Raw genomic sequence first — 22,028 nt, forward strand, 5'->3', positions numbered from 1 at the left:
AGCACGCTCGTGAGTACTTGTTAACCGCCCGACGTTAAGAAGTACTCACAGGCTGCGAAGCGGCAAGCTTGCGCAGGTCGGGTTTGCGGATCTTGCCGGTGGCGGTGCGGGGGAGTGCCTCCGCGATCTGGATGAACGTGGGAATCTTGAACCCTGCGAGCTTTTCTCGCAGCCGGGCGCGCACCGTCTCCTCGTCGAGTGTCGTGCCGTCGTCGGCGACGACGAAGGCCATGCCGGTCTCACCCCACTTTTCGTGGGGGACGCCGATGACCGCCGCCTCCCGGATGCCGTCCAGTTTCAGGAGCGCCGCCTCGACCTCGGCGGGGTAGACGTTCTCGCCGCCCGAGATGTACATGTCCTTGTAGCGGTCGCAGATGAAGAGGAAGCCTTCGTCGTCGAAGTAGCCGGCGTCGCCGGTGTGCAGCCAGCCGTCGACGATGGTGCGGGCGGTCGCCTCGGGCTGATTCAGGTAGCCGAGCATCACGTTCGGGCCCTTGGCGACGATCTCGCCGATCTCGTGCGGTTCGGCGCTCGACCCGTCCGGGCGTACGACGTCGACGTCGGTGAAGAACGTCCGCTTGCCGGCGGAACCGATCTTGGTGCGCACGTCCGCACTCGACAGCATGGTCACCGACGGCGCGGTCTCCGTCAGGCCGTACGCCTGCGTGATCGCGACGTTCCGGTCCTGCCACGGGGAGATCAATGCTTCGGGCAGCGGAGCCCCGGCGACGCAGATGGCCCGCAGGCTGGACAGGTCGGCGTCCGCGAACCGGGGGTGGTGCCAGAGTTCCTGGATCATCGTGGGGACGGCGAAGAACGTGGTGATGCGTTCCTTCTCGATCGTGTCGAGGACGACGCCGGCATCGAACTTGCGCAGCAGCACCACGGTGCCGCCGTTGAGCAGTGTCGGCGTGACAGCGCCGCCGATCCCACCGATGTGGAACAGCGGCGCCACCGACAGTGTGCGTTCCTTCGACGTCATGTCCTGGGCGAGAAGCTGGTTCAGTGCGTTCCACAGCATGTTGCCGTGGCTGAGCATGACGCCTTTCGGTGCGCCGGTGGTGCCCGACGAGTACATCAGCACGGACAGGTCGTCGAGGCCCACCTGTTCGTCGATGCAGGTGTCCGGCTGGCCGGCGCGCAAGCCCTCGTACGTGTGGGTGGACCACGAGGTGCCCAGGCCGATCCAGGTGGTGACCGGGGTGTCCGACTGCGCCAGCTCCTGCGCGACGTCGGCCTGCTGATCGCCGAAGATCACTGTGGTGCAGCGTGAATCGCCGAGCACGTAGCGTGCTTCCTCCGCGGTGAGGCGTGCATTGAGCGGGAGATACGTGGCGCCGAGCAGCCCGGCAGCGAACATCACCTCGAGCGCCGCCGGGTCGTTGAACCCGAAGAAGCCGACACAGTCACCCTTCTCGACGCCGAGGGCGCGCAGGCCGTGGGCGAGTCGGCGTGTCCGCAGTGCCATCTCCTCGTACGTGACGGCCTGACCGTCGAAGACGAGCGCCTCGCTCTTCGGCGTCATGGTGATGCGGCGCTCGAGCCACGAGCCGATGCCTTCGTTGTCCATGGTGACTCCTCGTTCTCTTCGAAACTACTCTCGAGCTTGTGGCGGGGTGGTGTGTCACGCCGACGGGGTGTCGGCGGTCAGGTCGTTGTCCTTGCTCTCCTTCGTCGCGACGAGGAAGACGGCGCTGACCACGCACAGTGCGATGATGAACAGCCCGACCGGGAGGATCGATTTACCGGACGACGCGAACAGCGACGCCAGGATGACGGGGGTGAATCCCGCACCGATGAGGGTGGCCAGCTGATATCCGAGCGACGCACCGGTGTAGCGCGCCCGGGTGCCGAACTGCTCGGAGATGAACGCGGCCATCGGACCGTAGGTGGCCGAGTGGCAGATGGTGTAGCCGACGAAGGCGAGCGCGATGAACAGGAACTGTCCCGTGCTGAGCAGCAAGAAGAGGGGGTAGACGCTGAGGATCATCGCGCCGAGTCCCGCGAGCATGACCGGGCGGCGGCCGATCCGGTCGGACAGTCGCGCCGATCCGAGGACCAGGAAGATCGCGCAGAACTGGCAGAAGGAGAACGCCAGCAGCGCGTCGGACCGCGCGGCGCCGCTCGACACGGCGTACGTGATGGCGAACGTGGTGAACGCGGTTTGCATTCCGAAGCTCGCGATGCAGCTCATCGACGCCACGACGACCGCGCGGGGCCGCTTCAGGATGGTGACGATGGGCGGGGTGGTTTCCTTCTTCGCGGATTCCTTCAGCGCCGCCGTGAACAGCGGGCTCTCCGACACCTTGGACCGGATGAACAGGCCGAGGGCCAGCATGAACGCCGAGATCAGGAACGGGATACGCCAGCCCCAGGTCAGGAACTGCTCGTCGGGGAGAAGTGACACGGCCGCCAGCGCGAGCGTGCCGAGCAGTGCGCCGGTGGGGGCGCCCGCGTTGGTGAACGCCGCGGCGAAACCGCGCTTGCCGGATTCGGCGTGCTCGAGCGACATCAGCGCTGCGCCACCCCATTCGCCGCCGACGGCGAGTCCTTGGCAGACCCGGAGAAGGACGAGGATCACCGCGGCCCAGGAGCCGATCATTTCCGGTGGGGGAATGAGTCCGATCGCGAACGAGGCGATGCCCATGACGGTCATCGAAATCAGCAGCATGGCCTTGCGGCCGACGGTGTCCCCGAAGTGACCGAAGACGATTCCGCCCAGGGGGCGCGCGACATAGCCGGCGGCGAACGTTCCCATCGACGCGATGCTCGCGGCCAGGGGGTCCAGATCGGCGAAGAAGACCGGACCGAAGACGAGGGACGCTGCCGTGGCGTAGAGCAGGAAGTCGTAGAACTCGATGGTGCTGCCCAGGTAGCTCGACAGGATCACCCTGCGAACTTCCTTCTTGCGTTGGGTGGCCGACATGGTGCCGGCAGTGGCGGTGACCGTCATCGAAACTCCTTGGCCGAAGCGTGGGACAACAGAGCGGATCGCGTGTGTAGCGCGGATCACAATTAAACATTAATCATTGAACTTGTCAATGGAAGAGATCGCCAACGCTTCTGTGGTAACCGCACCCATCAGGCACGCGTGAGCGTGCGCCCGATGATTTCCTTCATGATCTCGGTGGTCCCGGCGTAGATCGACCCGCCGCGGCAGTCGAGATAGTCCTGGGCGACGTCGTACTCGCGCATGTATCCGTACCCGCCGTAGAGTTGGACCGCGCGCTGGACCACCCGTTGCTGCAGCTCGGTGATCCACCATTTGGCCATGGCCGCGGTCACCTCGTCGAGCGTGCCGTGGGCGGCGTCGAGGATGCAGCGGTCCGTGAAGCACTGCGCGATCTCGATCTCGGTCGCGAGCTCCGCGAGGTAGAAGCGGTTGGCCTGGAAGTCGGCCACCCGCCGGCCGAACGCCGTGCGGTCGCAGCTGTACGTCAGGGCCTGGTCGAACGTGCGTCGCATCGACGCCATGGACGTGACGGCCACGCTGAGGCGTTCCTGGGGCAGGTTGTGGCGCAAGTAGCCGAAGCCGTCGTTCAGCTCGCCCAGGACGTTCTCGCGGGGGACGCGGACGTCGTCGAACACCAACTCGGCGGTGTCCTGTGCGGTCAGGCCGACCTTGTGCAGCGGCCCGTTGCGGGTGAAGCCGGCCATCCCCTCTTCGACCACCAGCAGGCTCACGCCCTTCTTGCCCGCCACCGGATCCGTCTTGGCCACGACGATCACGAAGTCGGCGAGCATTCCGTTGCTGATGAAGATTTTGGTGCCGTTGAGGACCAGATCGTCGCCGTCGGGGAGGGCGGTCGTGGAGATCGCGGCCAGGTCGCTACCCGCGCCCGGCTCGGTCATGGCGATGGCGCCGATCTTCTCGCCGGTGCACAAGGGGGTCAGGAACCGATGCTTCTGCTCCTCGTTCGCCAGCGAGACGAGGTACGGCGTCACGAGGTCGTTGATGCCGGCCAGGCCCATCACCACGGCGGGGGCCCCGACGCGGCAGAGCTCCTCGATGGCGATGGCGTTGAAACGGAAGTCGTCGATTCCGCCGCCGGCGAATCGTTCCTCGACATTGATCCCGAGGAGCCCGAGCTTGCCGGCCTGACGGTAGAGGTCCCGGTCCACCTGTCCCGCCTCGGCCCAGTCGCGAAGATGCGGGGCCACGTCACGTTCGGCGAACCGGCGCACCGTTTCCCGGAACGCATCGTGATCGGCGTCGAAGATGGTCCGTTCCAGTGCAACCGAAGACATGCGAGGTTCCTTTCGACGGCACGCGTGCGGCGCACGCGTGCATACTCGAAAGGAACCTATCTATCAATCATTGATAATGTCAATGATTGATCATGTCCAACAGAAGGGCTCCGGCGTCAATACCAATACTTCCGCCCGCCGACCGCGCGGCCCGTCGTGCCCAGCAGTAGTAGCACGAGGCCGATGACGAGAAGGATGATTCCGATCGTCGTGAGGATGGAAATCCCCGCGACGAGGCCGATGACGAGCAGGATGATCCCGAGAACGATCACGGTCTTCCCTCTTTCGGTTGACGGTCTGGAGCTACTGACTCGGTTGCGGCACTTCACAATCGATCTTCGGGTTCACACCCGCATAGTTGAGTGGGCCGGCGATCACAGTCACCGCGATCGTTCCGGCGCTGGCGCAATCGGCCGTCGTGTCCTTGAAGTAACCGCGCTGCCACACGGCAACGGCGCCGATGATCAGCCAGATGATCACGATGAGCGTCACGAGCCGTCCGATACGCATTTCCGACCTCCCGTGTGGGCACCGGCGCCCGGCCGGTGCACGTGTCGTACTCGAACGCTATGTCGACGACGTGTCGGTCGGCTTCGCGTGTGCTCCGTGGGTATTCGTGGAGTCCGTGCCGCTGGGGCGACCGTTGGCAGGCCCTGCGCCCGTGGTGCGAGCGTCGGTGGCCCGAGTGTTCGTGGGCCCCGCTCCCGTGGTTCGAGCGTCGGTGGCCCTGGCGTCGTTCGTCGCCGTGTCCGTCTTCTTGACGTCGGGATCGAGCTCGTCGGCGCGCTGCCACTCGTGCTTCAGGTCATCACGCGACGTGGTCGCCGTATTCTGGTGCGTCTGCGCATCGACCTGCAGTCTCTTGGCCTCTGCCGCCTTGGCCTCGGCTTCTGCTTGAGCCCTTCTGGCGTTGGCTGCAGTTTCCTCCGCGATCGCCTCGCGCTTCTCGACGACGGACGTCTGCTCCTGCGCGTTTGCGCGGATGCTGTCGGCCTGTTGACGGTGGCGCTGGTTCCGCTTGCGCGATGCCGCAACGGCCAGCGCGATCAGGGCGAGAACGACGACGATCGCGACGATGATCCAGATGACAGTCATGGTGTCCATTGGCTACTCCCAGCGGTTGTGTTGTTAAGGTACCCCGCGCTGAAACCCGGCAAACAGACCGAGAGCCAATCGCAATCAACCGTCGTATTTCGACACCACATAGGGTGCGGGCATGGAGATCCGCTGGATGCGCGCGTTCCTCGCCGTAGCCGAGGTGTCGAACTACGGCCGGGCCGCCGAGTCGTTGCGCATAGCCCAGCCCGCGGTCAGCCAGCAGATCCAGCAGCTGGAGAGGCATCTCGGAGTGAAGCTGTTCGACCGCGGTACGAGACCGATTCGGCTGACCGCCGCGGGCGAGCAATTTCTCGAACCCTGCCGATCCGCGATGAAAGCCGTTGCCTGGGCCGAGCAGTCGGCGTCGGCGGGCAATCCCGCGGAGGAGGGCCGTGTGCGGGTCGGATTCAGCGGTGCCTACGGACAGTCGAAGCTGCCCCTGTTCGCCCGGACCGTGCGCAAGAGATATCCAAAGCTCGAGCTGGTTCTCGACGGGGCGAGACCGAGCGGGCTGATCCTCGACGACATCTATTCCGGCAAGCTCGATCTCGGTTTCGTCTCGGCGGCCCTGTCGCATCCCGAGATCCGGACGAGAGTGATCTCGGTCGAGCCTCTGGGGGCGCTGCTCTACGCCGACCACCGATTGGCGAAACGCTCGGAGATCTCGCTGTCCGAACTGCGCGACGATCCGTTCGTCACCAACCCCGCGGCGTCGGGATCGACTCTGCGTCTGGACGTGCTGGCTGCATGCCACGACGCGGGGTTCACGCCGGAGATCGCGCAGGAAACGTCCGACGGAACGACGCTGACCGCGCTGGTGGCGGCGGGTGTGGGGGTCTCGCTCATTCCTGTCAGTTCCCATCGCACCGGAGCCGTCGACGCCGTCGTCGTGCCCACGGACGGCGGACGCCACCGAATCCGCGGTGCGCTGGCGTGGGCGGACAGGCCCCTGACACCGCTGCTCGAGACGGTCCTCGCCCTCGCGGCGGAGCTCATGCCGACGATCGACGGTGTCGATAAGTAGTTCTTATCGAAAGTATGCCAAGTTGATCTTGGACTGTGATGAAGGGGTTTGGCAGAGTCGTCGGCGCAGCGGTGGTGTGATCCGCGGCACGTCATCACCTCTACTCCGGTCCGAAAGGTCCTCCCATGAGCGTACGAGCTGGTTCTGCTGCGCGCCCGAACCCGCAGCAGCCTGTCGGTACCCCGGCGAGTGTGCCCGTGCGGCAGCCGCGTAAGGCGGCTTTCGCAAGTTTCCTCGGCAGCCTCGTCGAGTACTACGACTTCTTCATCTACGGATCGGCGGCCGCCCTGATCTTCCCGACGGTCTTCTTTCCGTCGGAGAGTCCGGCGACCGGCACGTTGGCGGCACTGGCGACATTCGGCGTCGGATACATCGCCCGCCCGATCGGGGCCGTGGCGCTCGGCCACTACGGCGACCGCATCGGACGCAAGCGTGTGCTCGTCTTCACGCTGGTCCTGATGGGTGTCTCGACGTTCCTCATCGGATGCCTGCCGGGGTTCGGGAGCATCGGGGTCGCGGCGCCGATCCTGCTGGTGGTCCTGCGGCTCATGCAGGGTGCGTCGGCGGCGGGCGAACAGAGTGGCGCCAATTCGCTGACCCTCGAGCATTCGCCGGAGGGTTCGAGGGCGTTCTACACCAGCTTCACGATGAGCGGCACCCAGGCGGGGCAGCTCATCGCGACCCTGGTGTTCATCCCCGTCGCCGCGCTGCCCGAGGGCATGCTGATGACGTGGGGGTGGCGAATCCCGTTCCTCGTCAGCGGAATCCTGACGATCGTCGCGCTGTTCGTCCGCCGGACGATGGAGGAGACACCGGTGTTCCGGGAGGCGGAACGCGACAACGAGCTGGTCGAGATCCCCGTCGTCGAACTGTTCAAGAATTATCGGCTGCAGATGCTCCGGGTGATCGCGTGCTCGCTCTTCGCCGTGTCGGGCACGATCATGACGGTCTTCGCGCTCGCCTACGGTACCGGTGAGGCCGGGCTCGAACGGCAGACCCTGCTGTGGGCGGGCGTCATCGCAAACATCATGCAGCTGTTCGCCATTCCACTCTGGGCGATGCTGGGAGACAGGATCGGCCGCCGGCCCGTGTATCTCGCCGGAATCGTCGGCGCCATCGCCGCGTTCTTCTTCTACTTCGAGGCGATGAGCATCGGTTCCGTTCCCCTGATCTTCGCGGTGTCGGCCTTGTTCGGTGCCGCCGCATCCGGTGTCAGCGGTGTCGGTCCGACCTTCTTCGCGGAAATGTTCGATACCCGAGTGCGGTTCTCCGGCATCGCCATCTCGACGCAGATCGGGTTCGCTTTCGCGGGCTTCGCCCCGAGCATCGGCTATGCGCTGCTCGGAACCGGCACGCACGGGTGGATACCGGTGGCGGCGTTCGGCTCCGTCTGCCTGCTGGTTGCCGGCCTCTCGGCGGTGACCGCCCCGGAGACGGGCAGCGTCGCGATCACCGACCTGGGCAAGAAGTAATCGATCCCCGAACCGCCTCGGTGCGGTTCCCCATCACGAGGAGAACTCATGACGCTCGACCCCGACATGGCAGTACTGCTGGACAAGCTGAACGACTGGGACGCCGCCGCAGGTCCGCAGACGACGATCGAAGGCGCCCGCAAGCGCATCGAGGAGATGCGTGCCCTCTACTTCGAACCCGAACTGCTCGAGGTACGAGAAGTCGAGAACGTCACCGTCCCGGGTCCTGCCGGCGGCATCCCCGCCCGGATCTACCGGCCGGACACGGAGGAGTCGACTCTGCCGACCGTCCTGTACCTGCACGGCGGCGGCTGGGTGATGGGCGGCCTCGACTCCCACGAGTCACATGCTCGACGCGTCTGCGCCCGAACCGGCTCCGTCGTCGTGGCCGTCGACTACCGGCTGGCACCGGAACACCCGTTCCCGGCGGGCTACGACGACTGCCTGGCATCGCTCCACTGGATCCACGACACCATCGATCGGCTGGGCGGCGACGCGTCCCGAGTTGCCGTCGCCGGAGACAGCGCGGGTGCAAATCTCGCGGCGTCGGTGGCCTTGGCGGCCCGCGACGCGGAACTTCCTCTGCGGGCACAACTGCTGCTGTACGTGCCGGTGCATCTCGCGAAGCGTTACCCGTCGATGGACGAACTCGCCGACGGGTATTTCCTCAGGATGCCGGCGAACGAGGACATGGGGGCCGGCTACCTCGACGACCGCAGACTGTCGTCGGACCCCCGCGTCTCGCCGATCGAGGGCGATCTGGCGGGGGTGGCACCCGCCATCGTGTGCGGGGCCGAATGCGATCCGCTCCGAGATCACGCCCCCGCGTACGCCGCTGCGCTGGAGGCCGCCGGCGTGCCGGTGCGACTCCGGATCTCGCCGGGCATGCTGCACGGGTACTGGAGCATGGGCGTCGTGCCACGCGCCAACGACCTCGCGAACCAGCTGTGCGAAGAACTCGCGGAGTTGCTCGCCCCGGAGTAGCTCGACATTCCACTACCGTGAACCGCATGAGCGAGTTGCTGGAACGTGACGGTGTGCGCGGACATCTCCACCGCCCCGCGGGTGACGCAGTGGCGGGGCTGGTTCTGACGCATGGAGCGGGAAGTGACTGCGACACAAAGCTGTTGCGTGCCATGACCGACGGGTTCGTGGAGCGGGGCGTCGTCGTCCTGCGGTTCGATCTGCCGTTCCGTCAGCGCCGCGCGTCGGGTCCGCCGCATCCGTCGAAGGCGGCGGAGGATCGGGACGGCGTCGCGGCCGCGGTGGCCGTGATGCGGGAGCTGGTGTCGGCGCCGGTGTGGGCAGGCGGGCACTCGTACGGCGGGCGGCAGGCGTCCATGCTCGCTTCGGAGCGACGGGGTCTCGTCGACGCCCTGTTGTTGCTGTCGTACCCGCTGCATCCGCCGGCCAAGCCGGAGAAGCTCCGCACCGAGCACCTGCCCGGTCTCCGCACCCCAACCGTGGTGGTGCACGGTTCGAAGGACCCGTTCGCGACCACTGGCGAAATGCGGTCGGCACTCGAACTGATCCCCGCACCGACGACGCTCGTCGAACTCGAGGGAGCCCGCCACGATCTGGCCCCGGACAAGTTCCCGGTGGTCGAACGCGCGGTCACGGCTATGCTCGACCTTCTGTAGGGCGGGCGAGGACGGCCGCGCGTCGTCGGTATGTTCGGTGAATGAGCAACGTGCAGACGAACGCGCCCCACTGGTTCACCACGGCGTTGGCGTCGCCGGTCGACACCGGCCGGGTCGACGTCGCCGGGGCGCAGGTCCACTACCGTGCGTGGGGGCCGTCGGGCTCACCGGGAATCGTGCTCGTGCACGGCGGCGCCGCCCACAGCCGGTGGTGGGACCATGTGGCACCCATGCTGGCCACGGGCCGTCGCGTCGTCGCACTCGACCTGACCGGGCACGGTGACAGCGACCGGCGCGCGGAGTACGGCCTGGAGCAGTGGGCGGAGGAAGCCCTGGCGGTGGCGAAGCCTGCGGGCATCTCGGGGGCGCCGGTGTTCGTCGGGCACAGCATGGGCGGCATGGTGTCCTACGTGGCAGCGCAGCTGTTCGGCGAGGATCTGGCCGGTGTCCAGCTGATCGATTCGCCCGTCCTCGCCCGCACACCGGAGGAGGAGGAAGCGCGCAAGCAGCGTGCCTTCGGTCCGAAGAAGGTCTATCCGTCCAGGGCCGAGGCGCTCGAGCGGTTCCGGTTCGTCCCGCCGCAGGACACCGCGGTGCCCGCGGTCCTGCGTCACGTCGCCGAGAACTCGATGGAGGAGGTGGACGGCGGCTGGTCGTGGAAGTTCGATTCCACGTTCTTCGCGCGCCACGGCAGCAACCACCTCGGCGGATCCGACCCACGCTGCCGCATCGCGTACTTCCGCGCCGAGAACGGCATCGTCACCGACGCCATGATGGACGACATGCGCCGTCGATTCGGGCCCACCGCGGTGGTCGTGGAAATCCCCGACGCCGGACATCACGTGATGATCGACCAGCCGCTCGCGCTCGTCGTGGGCATCCGGACGGTGCTCGCGTCGTGGGACGTCGAAGATTCCGTGGCCGGGATGCCGGGCTGACTCAGTCGCCGGACCGGACGGCGGCGACGAACTGCTCGATCAGCGCCGCATCCTTCACTCCACGCGACGATTCGACGCCGCTCGACACGTCGACGCCCCACGCGCCGGTCGCGTCGACGGCGGCCCGCACGTTGCCGGGATGAAGTCCGCCGGCGAGGATCCACTCGCCGTCGGGCCGGCTCTGGTTCGCCCAGTCCCAGGGCACGCCCGCCCCGGCGGTCGCCCCGTCGACGAGGATTCGGTCGGCGCCGAAATCGCCCGACGTGTAACCGGCGACCACGGCACGGATCACGCCGAGCCCCGCCTCCCGCAACCGGGCGACGTCGTCGGCGGACTTCAGGTCGTGCACCTGGACGGTCCCGAGACCCGCCGCGGCGGCGACCTCGATCACCTCCGACACGGGACTCCCCTTGAACACACCCACCGCGACGGTGTGACCGGTGACCCGGCGGACCAGCGGCGCGGCGTCCTCGGGGGAGATCCGGCGGACGCTGTCGGCGAACACGAAACCCACGGCGTCGACGCCGAGGCGCACGGCCAGATCTACGGAGGCCTCGTCTCGCAGACCGCACACCTTGATGAATGTCACCCCGGCAATTTTACCGGTCGCTCCGAGTCGCCGACGCAGTGCGGGTTCGCGCTCTAGGCTTCGTGACGTGGAATGGCTCAGCGACCTCAGCGTGATCTCAGGGCCTCTGCCCTGGATCCTCACGGTGATCGGTGCGCTCGGCGGCGTGTGGCTGCTCGCCGCCCGCGCCCCCTGGTACCGCAGGAAGGCGATTCCGATCTGCCTGGCCGTGTCGGTGGTCGTCACCGTGGTCCTCTACGTGATGGTCGAGAAGGTTCTCCGGCCGTTCCCCGACCCCATCGAGATCTCCATCTACGTGTGGATCGGTCTGGGGCTCTTCGCGATCGTCCTGCTCGTGCCGAGGATTCGCGCCGGCCGGACGGTGAAAGCCGCCGTCGTCTCGGTCCTCGCGGTTCTCGCCGTGATTCTCGCGTCCGCGACGCAGATCAACCTGGTGTTCGACGCCTACCCCACGGTGGGCACGGCCTTCGGGGCGGAGCCGTTCGACCGGGTTCAGATGAACGACCTCGGCAGCGCCGCCGAGAACGTGGTGACGGGAACACCTCTCGACGCGTCGTGGACCGCCCCGCCCGGAATGCCGAGCGAGGGAAGGGTCCTGACGGCGGCCGTCCCCGGAACCGCGTCGGGGTTCGCCGCCCGCGACGCCGAGATCTACCTCCCGCCCGCCTACTTCGCCAACCCGCGCCCCCTGCTGCCGGTGCTCGTGATGCTGGCCGGTCAGCCCGGTGCGCCGGAGGACTGGTTCGCCGGCGGCAAGCTCGCCACCACGATGAACGAGTTCGCCGCGAAACACGGGGGACTGGCCCCGATCGTGGTGGTGGCGGACGGCACCGGCTCGCAGATCGCGAACCCCCTGTGTGTCGATTCGAAGCTGGGCAACGTGGCCACGTATCTGGCGAAGGACGTTCCGTCCTGGGTGAAGTCGAACCTGCAGGTGAACCCGGACCCCAAGGCGTGGGCCATCGGCGGCCTCTCCTACGGCGGCACCTGTTCGCTGCAGATGGCCACCAACTATCCCGACGTGTACCCGACGTTCCTCGACATCTCGGGTCAGGAAGAACCCACCCTCGGCGACCACCAGCGCACCCTCGACGAGGCGTTCGGCGGTGACGAGGCGGCGTTCAAGAAGGTCAACCCGCTCGATCTGATGGGGTCGAACAAGTACCCGGATACGGCAGGGGTCTTCGTGGTCGGCTCCGACGACGACGCCTACAAACCGGGGGCCCAGAAGGTCTATCAGGCCGCGAAGAACGCGGGCATGGACGTGCAGTACGTGGAAGTGCCGGGCGGACACAGCTTCGCGGTGTGGTCTGCCGGACTGGAGAAGGAACTGCCGTGGCTGGCACAGCGGTTGGGGCTGATCGGCTCGTAGGAACTCGTCACGGCGGAGAGGATGGCATGACGGCGGCGGCGCACATACTGCGGGTGGGTTCGGCGTTGCCCGACCCGCCGTTCGAGTTCCGGGACGGCGGGGCTTCTGCGGGTTTCGATGTCGAGTTCACGCGGGCCGTCGCGCAGGTGCTCGGCCTCGAATGGTCGCTCGTCCCGTACCGGGGCATCGACTTCAACGGCATCTTCGATGCGCTGGCGGACGGTGAATTCGACTGCATCGCCTCGGGAACCACCGTGACACCGCAGCGGAGGGCGCGCGCGGATTTCTGCGCTCCGTACCTCGTGTCGGGTCAGTCCCTCGCCGTCGACACGTCGCGGCATCCGGGAGTGCGCGGGGTGGACGACCTGGGCGGTCTGACCGTCGGTGTCCAGCACGGCAACACGAGTCAGCCGATCGTGGAGAGACTGGTTGCGGAGGGTCGCGCGGGCGCGATCAGGGTGTACGCCTACGACCGGATCGGGCAGGCCCTCGACGACCTGTCCTCGGGCGGGTGCGACGCCGTCATGAAACTCGCGCCTGTCCTCACCTGGCTCGTCCGGGATCGCCCGCACGTGGAGGTGGTCGAACGGGGAATCTCCCGCGAGGAGATCGCCGTCGCCGTCCGCACGGGCGATCACGCGCTGCGCGAACGCATCGAGTCGGCGCAGCGCACCCTGGCCGCGGACGGCACCCTCGACCGGCTGAGGTCGACGTGGCTCGGGGTCGGTGAAACGGACGGCCGCTAGTGCTGACCGGCACACCTGTCCAAGAATAGGAACGTGTTCTATATTTGCGGCAACCCTTTCTCTCAGTGACTGGAGTGCCCGGCATGTATGAGTGGTCAGATACCGACCTGATGTTCCGCGACGCGATCCGCGGTTTCATCGACAAGGAGATTCGACCGCACGTCGACAAGTTGGAGACCGGTGAGCTGCCTCCGTTCGACATCATCCGCAAACTCTTCGCCACCTTCGGTCTGGACGAGATGGCCCGTGACGCGCTGACGAAGTCGTTGGACCGCGAACGCAGTGGGGCCGTGTCCGGCGCGAAGGAAGAGAAGTCCGGCGGCCTCGGCGGTGCGGGCAGCATGGGCGTCATCATGAACGCCGAGTTGGCCGGCGTCAGCCTCGGGCTCGTCGCCTCGCTCGGGGTGAGCCTCGGGCTGGCGGCGGGCACCATCCGCAGTCGCGGGACGCTGGCGCAGAAGGAGCGCTGGCTACCCGGACTGGTCACGTTCGAGAAGGTCGGAGCCTGGGCCATTACCGAGCCCGACTCCGGCTCGGACGCGTTCGGCGGCATGAAGTCGTACGTGCGCCGCGACGGCGACGACTACATCCTCAACGGGCAGAAGACGTTCATCACCAACGGCCCGTACGCCGACGTCATCATCGTCTACGCGAAGCTCGACGAGGGAGACTCGTCCGTCGACCGCCGCGACCGGAAGGTTCTCGCCTTCGTCCTCGACGCGGGCATGGAGGGGCTCACCCAGGGTGCGCCGTTCAAGAAGATGGGCATGAACTCCTCACCCACCGGAGAACTGTTCTTCGACAACGTGCGCCTCACCCGCGACCGTCTGCTCGGCGAGACGGAGGGCGGCGGCAAGTCCGACGGCAAGTCCAGCGCGAAGGAGAGCTTCGCGGCCGAACGGATCGGCATCGCGTCGCTGTCACTGGGCATCATCAACGAGTGTCACCGGCTGTGCGTCGACTACGCCAAGTCCCGCAAGCTGTGGGGTAAGGAGATCGCCCAGTTCCAGCTCATCCAGCTCAAGCTCGCGGAGATGGAAATTGCCCGCATCAACGTGCAGAACATGGTCTTCAACGCCATCGAGCGCACCGCGGCGGGGGATCAGGTGAGCCTCGCGGAGGCGTCGGCGATGAAGCTCTACTCCTCGCGGGCGGCCACAGAGGTGGCGATGGAGGCGGTGCAGTTGTTCGGCGGCAACGGGTACATGGCCGAGTACCGGGTGGAGCAACTCGCGCGCGATGCGAAGTCGCTGATGATCTACGCAGGCAGCAACGAGATCCAGGTGACGCACATCGCGAAGGGTCTGCTGGCGATGTGAGGTGTGGCCCTCGGGAACAAATGTCGTACGGCGTACGTTAGTGGGGTGTCGTCAACGAAAGGACACCACCGTGAAGGTCACCGCGAGCGCACTGTCGCTGAACGTCGCAGACCCCAGTGCGTCGGCCGAGTTCGCCAAGTCCCACCTGGGCTTCGTCGAGGAGATGGCAGCCGAGGGCTTCGTGTCACTGAAGCGTGCGGACGTGGGCTTCAATCTGGTCTTCCTGGAGACCGGACTGGAAACCTTCAAGCCCGCGCGGATCGCCGGTGACGCCGGCCAGGGGTTGCTGATCGCGCTCGTCGTCGACGGTATCGACGCCGAATACGAGCGACTGCAGGCGGAGGGTGTCCCGATCGTGACGCCCATCGAAACCGAGCCCTGGGGCGAACGCTACTTCCAGATGAGCGACCCCAACGGGGTGATCATCCAACTGGTCGAATGGATGTAGCGGTCACACCGAAGCGAGGAACGGCTCGACGGCCGCGAGCACCTCGGTGCTCGCGGCCACCGCCGTCGAGTGGTCGAAACCGGGCAGGATCGTCAGCGACGCACCGGGAATCAGTGCCGCCACCCGCTGGGTGTCGCCGATCCTCTCGGCGTCGTTCGAACCGACGAACAACAGGGTGGGGACGGCGATCCCGCGCAGGACGTCGTCGTCCACGCCCGGCTCCACACCGGAACGCCGCATGTACGCGGCGAGCGCCTTCGCGTCGTTCGCCGTGAACGCCGCCCGGGTGCCGGCGTCGATCGGCCACGCGCGCAGGGCATTCCACTGCCCCAGGAACGCATCCATGCCGTCCCGCTCGAGGACGTCGATGCAGCCCGGGAAAAACAGGCGGTCGAACGCGCCGGCCTGCGGTCGGCTGCTGCCACCGCCGACGATCAGGCTCTCCAGCCGTTCGGGCGCCCCGACCGCCAAGGCCAGCGCGACCCGGCCGCCGAGCGAATACCCCAGCACGTGCGCGCTCGGAAGATCCAGGTGGTCGAGGACCGCCAGAACGTCGCCGCTGACCAGCTCCATGGCGTACGCGCTCTCGTCGTGCGGCTTGTCGCTGCGCCCGTGGCCCCGCAGATCGACCAGGATCAGCCGGTACCGGTCACGCAGCGCGGCGACGTAACCGAATCCACGCCAGATCGCGTGGGAGAGCGCCGTGCCGTGAAGGAGAACGAGCGGCTCACCGTCGCCGACGGTCTTGTACGCGATCCGGACACCGTCGACGGGATTGGTAGCGTGCTGCACCCGCCCAGTCTGCATCACTCAGAAGTCGCGGCCCTCCGACACCCACTGCAGATCCTCCGAACGCGCACCCTCCACGTGCTCCCCGGCCGAGTTCAGCACCGCCAGCTGCGCCGCATCGAGTTCGATACCGAGAGCACCGGCGTTCTCCGTCACCCGTTCCGCACTGCGGGTTCCGGGGATGGGTACGACCGGAAGTCCGAACGCGCGGCCTTGCGCGTAGAGCCACGCCAGCGCAACCTGTGCGGGCGTGGCACCCAGGTCGCCTGCGACCGAATTCACCGCGTCCACCACGCCGAGGTTCCGCTGCAGCGTGCCCGCCGCGAACCGGGGGAGAGTCCGGCGGAAGTCGTTGGGCGCCAAGGTATCGACGCCGGTGACGGTCCCGGTGAGGAACCCCCGGCCGAGCGGCGAGTAGGGGACGAACCCGACACCCAGTGCGGCCGCCGCCGGCACGATCCGCGCCTCGACGTCGCGGCTCCAGATGCTCCATTCCGACTGGACTGCCGTGATGGGATGCACCGCGTGCGCGGACGCCAGCTCCCCGGCCGTCACCTCCGACAGTCCGAGGTGTCGCACCTTGCCCGCCGCCACCAGTTCGGCCATCGCACCGACGGTGTCCTCGATCGGAACCGACGGGTCGGGGCGGTGCAGGTAGTAGAGGTCGATCGTGACGGTGCCGAGTCGGCGCAGGCTGGCGTCCACCGCCTCGTGGACGTAGGCGCGGTCGCCGCGGGTCGAGGCGCCGCCCTCGCTCCGCTTCCTCGGATCCCCACAATCCCGAACTTGGTTGCCAGCGTGACTTCCTCGCGCCGGTCCCTCAGTAACTGCGCGATCAACCGCTCGTTGTCGCCGGCCCCGTACACGTCGGCGGTGTCGAGGAAACTCACTCCGAGATCCACCGCGTGATGCAGCGTCGCGAGCGCCTTCCCCGGTTCCACCCCGCCGTAGACGGGTGTGAGAGCCATTCCTCCGAAACCCATGTCGGAGACGGTGAGCGAGTCACCCAGGTTTGTCGTACCGATGTCGGTCATACTTCTCCTCGTCGTTGTCGGGCGGGGTCTTCGTCGGTCCCTGCGATGAGGGCCCGGTAGTGATCGACCTTGGTGTCGAGGGCCGCCAGGGCGTCGTCGAGCCTCGCCTGCTGGGCGAGGATGCGTTCGCGATGCGCGAGCAGCAGCGCCAACCGCCGCTCGTGGGTCTCGGCGCCCCCGGCCAGCAGCACCGCGAAACGCTGCATGTCACTGGTCGGCATGCCCGTCGTCCGCAGCTTCACCAGCAGTTCGATCAGCCGCACGTCCCGCTCGCTGTAACGGCGGCGACGGTCCGAACCCCGCGCGATCGTCGGGATCATCCCCTCGCGCTCGTACCAGCGCAGGGTGTCCTGCGTGAGGCCCGTGATCGCCGCGACCTCCGAGATACTCGCGAACGTTCCGGTCGACTGCTCCAACTGGGTGGCCATGACTGAACCGTACGACTTGGAGTGCACTCCAACGCAACAGCCGGGCGACTCCGTACCCTTGCTACGTCACAGAGGGGGTCGCAGCTGACCTGCTTCCCTTTCGAGTGCTGCGCCGACCTGGAGGAGGAGGTCGTCGCGGTGGTGTGGGGCGATGAGTTGGACCGCGCAGGGCAGCCCGTCGGCGCTCAGGCCCATGGGGATGCTGATGGCCGGATTGCCGGTGTCGTTGAATACCGAGGTGTAGGTGATGGGTATCGTCCGGTCGCGCAGCGCCGCGCTCATGTCCGGTCCTTCGGCGGGCCAGGCGGTGGTGGGTGTGGTGGGCGTGAGCAGCAGGTCGTACGGCTCGAACAGGTCGGCCGCCCACACATCGAGCCGGCTGCGGTATTCCCAGTAGCGGGCGAGGTCGTCGAGGGTGGTGGCGCGACCGCGGTCGAGAATCGCCGCGAACCATGGTTCGAAATCTTCTGGACGTGAGTCGAACTCGTCCCGTACCGCAGTGAACCTGATGTACGCGAGGATCTGCTGGCGCAGTTGGAGCGATGCGGGGAACGTTTCCGCGCCGGGGAGTGCAGTGTTGTCGTCCATGACTTGGTGACCGAGTGAGCGCAGCGACTGGGTGGCACGCTCGACCGCGTGCAGGATGTCCGGGTGCGGATTCGCGACGCCGAAGGTCCGGTTGACGCCGACCCGCAGCCGCGGCGACGGCCGATCCAGTGCACCGCGGTAAGAGTATCCAGGATCCGGCACCGAGAACGTGTCTGCGGGATGGTATCCGGCGACGATGTCGAGGTGCAGTGCGGTGTCACGAACGCTGCGACCCATCGGGGTCGGGCAACTGTGATGGGTCCAGGCAGGTGATGCTGCGGGAATGCGGCCACGGGTGGGTTTGAGGCCGACGATTCCGCACAGAGCTGCGGGGATTCGGGTGGATCCGCCGCCGTCGCCCGCGGTGGCGAGCGGTGCGAGGCCGGCGGCGACTGCGGCGGCCGATCCACCGCTCGAACCGCCGGCCGAGGCCATCGGGTTCCACGGGTTTCGGGTGGTTCCGAAGGCGTCGTTGTCGGTGTGGATGGCGGCGCCCATCGGGGGCGCGTTCGTCTTCCCGATCACGATGGCTCCCGCACTACGAAGGCGGGCGACGTGGATACTGTCCGCGACGGCGTCCGGCCCGAGGCAGAACGCCTTTGTCCCTCTGCTGGTCGGGAATCCGCGCGCGTTCTCGAGGTCTTTGACCACGACCGGTATTCCGGTGAGTGGTCCGACCGTGATTCCGCGGGCGATGTTTCCGGTTGCGGTGGCGGCTTCTGCCCGTGATCGATCGGCGTCGAGGGAGACGACCGCATTGATGTCCGGGTTGTGCTTGTCGATCCGGTCGAGAAAGTGCTCGACCAGTTCGGTCGGGGAGAGGGCCTTGGCATGGATCATGGCGGCGAGATCGCTGACCGCGGTGAAGGCGAAGTCGGACATGCTGATTGTGGCTCCTGCTGTCGAATGTCGGTCACTTCGGACTGGATGCGGCGAGTCGGTGGGCGTCCCGCGGGGGATCGACCGTGACGATCGCGACGAGGCCGCCGATCACCATCACCACGGCGGCGGTGAGGAAGGCGTTCTGGTACCCGGCGTGCACGGAGTCCGACCAGCCGATGATCTTGCCCGTCAGAAACGGCGCGATGACCCCGGGCAAGGTGCTCACGGCAAGAGTGATTCCGAAAATTGCGCCGCGCTGATGGGCGGGCATGATTTCTGCCATGGTCAGATAACCGAGGGGGTAGGCCAGCGTGGGTGCACCGAAGGCGATGACCGCCAAAGCAATACACAGGGGCGTGGAATCGACGAACGGGAACGCCAGCATGCAGATGCCGGCGACGGTCACCGCGGTGCCCTGCACGACTCCTCGCATCCATCTACTCGACACACCGCGGCGGATCATCACCCCGGTCAGCGGGACGACGGTGAGCACCAGGACGAGCGACAGCGCCGCCTTGCCGCTGATGACCGACGCCGCACCGCCGGGTGTCATGTCGACCTGAGACTCCAGGTAGGCCGGCACCCACGCCACGGCAATGGCCATGGACCAGTACGCCCCGAAACTGCACGCCAGTCCGCCGAGCACCGTCCCGTTTCCCAGTAGCGTGCGGTACGGCAGTCGCGGGCGGGTCGGGTCACCGTCCGCAGACGCTGCCGGGTCGGCGGTGAACGGTCCGTCCTGGCCGAACCGCAACCACAGAACCGACCACACCATGGCGACGACGCTCAGCGCGATGAATGCGGCGCGCCAACCGTAGTTGGTGATGATGAAGGCCAGGACTGGTGCCGCGAGTAGGAGTCCGATCGAGCCGCCGGCGATTTGCAATGCCGTAGGCAGTGCGCGTTTCCCCTCGGGGAACCACTTGTACAGGGCGTGCATGGACATCGGTGACGCGGGTCCCTCGGCGGCGCCGAGCAGCATGCGGCTGACGACCAGCGTCGGCACTGCCGCCACGAGGAGTACCGGAATCGGTGCGAGTGCCCAGCCCACCGCGAGGGAGAACAGGATCATGCGGCTCGACATCCGAGTGGAGATCAACCCCACCAGGAGTCCGGTGAGGTTGAACAACAGGTAGAAAGCGCTGGCAACCAGGCCATAGGTGCTCTCGCTCATGTTCAACTCGTCCATGAGGGGTATCGCCGCGAATCCGAGCACTGCCTTGTCGGCGAAGTTGATCAGCATGAACACGACGATCAGGCCGAGAACGGTCCAGGAGCGCCGTCGGTCGAATACAGGTTCATCCGGCTGTCTGGGAGTGGGCGGGTGCGGTGTCTTCGTTGTGGCCGCGGAAGTCCGTTGGATCCCGGTGTCGGTCATGGCAGTGTCCTCGAAGTCGTGGGATGCGGTGCGCCGGTCACGTTCAGATGACGCCGTCGGTGCGTAAGCGGGCGAGGTCGTCGCCGGACAGGCCCAGCATCTCGGTGAGGACCGCGTCGGTATGCTCCCCCAGATCGGGGCCGAGGGTGCGGATCCGGCCGGGAGTGCCCGTCATGCGCGGCAGCGGTGCGGCCATCGGCAACACGCCGTGCTGCTCGTCGTCGACGGTGACGACGGTGCCGCGTTCGCTGTAGTGCGGGTCGGCGGCGATGTCGGCGATGTTCATGATCGGAGCGGCCGGAATATCTGCGTCGTTGAGGAGTTTGACAGCGTGGTCGGCGGTCTGGTCGGCCACCCAGTCGGTGATGATCGAATACAGCGCATCCTGGTGGACGACGCGGTCGGTGCGGGTGGCGAAGCGAGGATCGGTGGCGAGGTCCGGTCGCTCGAGGACCGCGGCGAGCTTGCGGAACAGCGGGTCGGTGCCGGCGTGCAACGAGATCCGCCGTTCGTCGGCGGTGTCGAAGTCGCTCGCCGGCACGATGCCCAGATTCTTGTTGCCCAACCTCTCGCGGATCTGACCGGCGGCCCCGTAGGCGAGCAGTGCGTTCTCGCTGGCCCGGAAGCCGGCCTCGTAGAGCCCGAGATCGATGATCTGCCCGGTACCTCCGCGATGGTCGCGGTGGTAGAGCGCGGTGACGGTGGCGAACGCTGCGAGATACGCCGACATGTAGTCGACCACCGAGTATCCCGAACGCACCGGATCCCGATCCGGCTCACCGCTCACATAGGTCAGGCCCGCGAAGGCACTCGAGATCCGATCGAACGCACCGCGGTCGCGGTAGGGCCCGGTCAGGCCGTACCCGGTGATGAACACCAGAACGGCTCGAGGGTTGAGTTGCTGCAGTGTCTCCGGTCCGAGTCCCCACTTCTCCAGAGTCGGTGGCCGATAGTTCGACACCACCACGTCGAACTGCGGGATCAGCTGCCGGACCAGGTCCCGGCCGCATTCGGTGCGCAGGTCGATCGTCACCGATTTCTTGTTGCGCCCCTCCTGGACCCATTGGAGTGAACGGTGACGACCGTCCTCGCTGCCGAGCCCGGCCCGCGTGAAATCCCCGGTGCCCGGCTCCTCGACCTTGACCACCTCGGCACCGAAGTCGCCCAGGAAGGTCGCGGTGACCGGCGCGGCCAGCACCGTGGACAAATCCAGAACCCGAATGCCTTCCAACGGCAACTGAGTGTCCGTCATACCCGCCCCACCTTCTAACGAAGTGTTATTAACGTTTGGTAGTAACGGACTGTATATTGTGAGTGAGGTCACCACAAGGTGTCGAGGAGAAATCGGAGGACGGTCGATGACCGAGGCGGGTGCAACGCAGAAGAAGCCGCGTAGGCGGCGTGGAAGCCGCGAAGACACCGAGAACGAATTACTCGACGCCACACTGCGATTACTCGAACGCGACGGTGTACTCGCCGGCATCACGCTGCGGGAGGTCGCGCAGGAGGCCGGTGTCAATCACGGGCAGATCTACCAGTATTTCGGCAGCAGACAGATGCTGCTGCGGGCTGCGATCAGCCGCCTGGTCGACCAGAACCGCCTCGACCCCGACGAGCATTGGAGCCTTCCGTTCAGTGACCGCCGGCGGGTGATGTGGCAGCGAGCCCGACAGCATCCCGATTTCGTCAAACTCGAGGCATTGCTCGCCCTCGACGGCGACCCCGACTTCACCCTCTTCCCGCTACTCGACCGGACCCGTGCCGCGCTCGACCGAGACGAGGACACCGGGGCGCTGCCACAGGGCGCCGACGGAGAAGTCATGCACGCCTTGACCGCCGCCACCTATCTCGGATACGGCATATTCCGCGACACCATCGCCAGGGACCTGGGCATCTCGCTCGACGAACTCGACGAACGCGCCGGAGCCGTATTCGACCAGATCCTCGACGGACTGCAGAACGCTGACACCCCAGCACGCACCTCCGACCGTGCAACCACACCTCGCGCGGGCAAGTAGGCGACGCCCGTCGCCGC

The 22,028-nt window shown here is 66.8% G+C and carries 22 protein-coding genes and 1 pseudogene; 10 read left to right on the top strand and 13 right to left on the bottom strand.

Features of this window, described 5'->3' with window-relative positions; all coding sequences use genetic code 11:
- Positions 1-34 precede the first annotated feature (34 nt).
- The 6 genes from couL to ACLIVD_RS07530 form a co-directional block, all read right to left on the bottom strand.
- Positions 35-1,570 (bottom strand): p-hydroxycinnamoyl-CoA synthetase, encoded by a 1,536-nt coding sequence (gene couL / locus ACLIVD_RS07505; RefSeq protein WP_491932196.1) that lies wholly within the window; start codon positions 1,568-1,570, stop codon positions 35-37.
- 54 nt (positions 1,571-1,624) lie between these two features.
- Positions 1,625-2,953, bottom strand: a complete 1,329-nt coding sequence (gene couT / locus ACLIVD_RS07510) for a p-hydroxycinnamate MFS transporter (protein WP_105421153.1) — start codon at positions 2,951-2,953, stop codon at positions 1,625-1,627.
- Positions 2,954-3,081: 128 nt separating this feature from the next.
- Positions 3,082-4,248 carry a dihydro-p-hydroxycinnamoy-CoA dehydrogenase gene (gene couH / locus ACLIVD_RS07515; RefSeq protein WP_283330843.1) on the bottom strand — a complete coding sequence of 389 codons (1,167 nt, stop codon included), beginning with the start codon at positions 4,246-4,248 and terminating at the stop codon, positions 3,082-3,084.
- 116 nt (positions 4,249-4,364) lie between these two features.
- Positions 4,365-4,520 (bottom strand): DUF6131 family protein, encoded by a 156-nt coding sequence (locus tag ACLIVD_RS07520; RefSeq protein ID WP_005263616.1) that lies wholly within the window; start codon positions 4,518-4,520, stop codon positions 4,365-4,367.
- A gap of 31 nt (positions 4,521-4,551) precedes the next feature.
- A complete protein-coding gene (locus ACLIVD_RS07525) occupies positions 4,552-4,758 on the bottom strand; it encodes a hypothetical protein (protein WP_005571421.1) in 207 nt (68 codons plus the stop codon).
- A 57-nt stretch (positions 4,759-4,815) separates the two neighbouring features.
- On the bottom strand, positions 4,816-5,352 hold the full coding sequence (locus tag ACLIVD_RS07530) for a hypothetical protein (protein WP_280784578.1): 537 nt from the start codon (positions 5,350-5,352) through the stop codon (positions 4,816-4,818).
- Positions 5,353-5,464: 112 nt separating this feature from the next.
- On the opposite strand from ACLIVD_RS07530, the gene ACLIVD_RS07535 reads away from it, so the two are divergent.
- The 5 genes from ACLIVD_RS07535 to ACLIVD_RS07555 all read left to right on the top strand — a co-directional run bounded on the left by ACLIVD_RS07535 (position 5,465) and on the right by ACLIVD_RS07555 (position 10,420).
- Positions 5,465-6,370 carry a LysR family transcriptional regulator gene (locus ACLIVD_RS07535; RefSeq protein WP_283330844.1) on the top strand — a complete coding sequence of 302 codons (906 nt, stop codon included), beginning with the start codon at positions 5,465-5,467 and terminating at the stop codon, positions 6,368-6,370.
- Positions 6,371-6,495: 125 nt separating this feature from the next.
- Positions 6,496-7,842: an MFS transporter gene (locus ACLIVD_RS07540; RefSeq protein ID WP_283330845.1), complete on the top strand. Its 1,347-nt coding sequence runs from the start codon at positions 6,496-6,498 to the stop codon at positions 7,840-7,842.
- A gap of 48 nt (positions 7,843-7,890) precedes the next feature.
- Positions 7,891-8,826 (top strand): alpha/beta hydrolase, encoded by a 936-nt coding sequence (locus ACLIVD_RS07545; protein ID WP_280784574.1) that lies wholly within the window; start codon positions 7,891-7,893, stop codon positions 8,824-8,826.
- A gap of 26 nt (positions 8,827-8,852) precedes the next feature.
- Entirely contained in the window at positions 8,853-9,482 is a 630-nt protein-coding gene (locus tag ACLIVD_RS07550) for an alpha/beta hydrolase family protein (protein WP_491932197.1), read from the top strand.
- 41 nt (positions 9,483-9,523) lie between these two features.
- Entirely contained in the window at positions 9,524-10,420 is an 897-nt protein-coding gene (locus ACLIVD_RS07555; protein WP_280784572.1) for an alpha/beta fold hydrolase, read from the top strand.
- Between the two features lies 1 nt (position 10,421).
- Here ACLIVD_RS07555 and ACLIVD_RS07560 read toward each other — a convergent pair whose 3' ends face one another.
- Positions 10,422-11,009, bottom strand: coding sequence for a phosphoribosylanthranilate isomerase (locus ACLIVD_RS07560; protein WP_491932198.1), 588 nt, complete (start codon positions 11,007-11,009; stop codon positions 10,422-10,424).
- Between the two features lie 67 nt (positions 11,010-11,076).
- Here ACLIVD_RS07560 and ACLIVD_RS07565 point away from each other — a divergent pair, with 67 nt between their 5' ends.
- From ACLIVD_RS07565 to ACLIVD_RS07580, 4 genes are all read left to right on the top strand, one after another.
- A complete protein-coding gene (locus tag ACLIVD_RS07565; RefSeq protein WP_491932199.1) occupies positions 11,077-12,381 on the top strand; it encodes an alpha/beta hydrolase in 1,305 nt (434 codons plus the stop codon).
- Between the two features lie 26 nt (positions 12,382-12,407).
- Complete coding sequence (locus ACLIVD_RS07570) at positions 12,408-13,127, top strand: ABC transporter substrate-binding protein (RefSeq protein WP_491932200.1); 720 nt, start codon at positions 12,408-12,410, stop codon at positions 13,125-13,127.
- Between the two features lie 83 nt (positions 13,128-13,210).
- Positions 13,211-14,446, top strand: a complete 1,236-nt coding sequence (locus tag ACLIVD_RS07575) for an acyl-CoA dehydrogenase family protein (protein ID WP_477952216.1) — start codon at positions 13,211-13,213, stop codon at positions 14,444-14,446.
- Between the two features lie 70 nt (positions 14,447-14,516).
- Positions 14,517-14,894, top strand: coding sequence for a VOC family protein (locus tag ACLIVD_RS07580; protein WP_477952214.1), 378 nt, complete (start codon positions 14,517-14,519; stop codon positions 14,892-14,894).
- A gap of 3 nt (positions 14,895-14,897) precedes the next feature.
- Here the strand turns inward: ACLIVD_RS07580 and ACLIVD_RS07585 are convergent, their stop codons facing one another.
- The 6 genes and pseudogenes from ACLIVD_RS07585 to ACLIVD_RS07610 all read right to left on the bottom strand — a co-directional run bounded on the left by ACLIVD_RS07585 (position 14,898) and on the right by ACLIVD_RS07610 (position 21,245).
- Complete coding sequence (locus ACLIVD_RS07585; RefSeq protein ID WP_491932858.1) at positions 14,898-15,701, bottom strand: alpha/beta fold hydrolase; 804 nt, start codon at positions 15,699-15,701, stop codon at positions 14,898-14,900.
- A 3-nt stretch (positions 15,702-15,704) separates the two neighbouring features.
- Positions 15,705-16,717, bottom strand: a pseudogene (locus ACLIVD_RS07590) (aldo/keto reductase).
- Complete coding sequence (locus ACLIVD_RS07595) at positions 16,714-17,145, bottom strand: MerR family transcriptional regulator (protein WP_283351598.1); 432 nt, start codon at positions 17,143-17,145, stop codon at positions 16,714-16,716. The pseudogene ACLIVD_RS07590 and the gene ACLIVD_RS07595 overlap by 4 nt, the downstream one beginning before the upstream one ends.
- 66 nt (positions 17,146-17,211) lie before the next feature.
- A complete protein-coding gene (locus ACLIVD_RS07600) occupies positions 17,212-18,615 on the bottom strand; it encodes an amidase (RefSeq protein ID WP_283351599.1) in 1,404 nt (467 codons plus the stop codon).
- A gap of 31 nt (positions 18,616-18,646) precedes the next feature.
- A complete protein-coding gene (locus ACLIVD_RS07605; RefSeq protein ID WP_283351600.1) occupies positions 18,647-19,993 on the bottom strand; it encodes an MFS transporter in 1,347 nt (448 codons plus the stop codon).
- 43 nt (positions 19,994-20,036) lie between these two features.
- On the bottom strand, positions 20,037-21,245 hold the full coding sequence (locus ACLIVD_RS07610; protein WP_283351601.1) for a CaiB/BaiF CoA transferase family protein: 1,209 nt from the start codon (positions 21,243-21,245) through the stop codon (positions 20,037-20,039).
- Positions 21,246-21,351: 106 nt separating this feature from the next.
- Here ACLIVD_RS07610 and ACLIVD_RS07615 point away from each other — a divergent pair, with 106 nt between their 5' ends.
- Positions 21,352-22,011, top strand: coding sequence for a TetR/AcrR family transcriptional regulator (locus ACLIVD_RS07615; protein ID WP_317569955.1), 660 nt, complete (start codon positions 21,352-21,354; stop codon positions 22,009-22,011).
- Positions 22,012-22,028 lie beyond the last annotated feature (17 nt).

This window comes from Rhodococcus sp. G6(2025), from assembly GCF_058628105.1.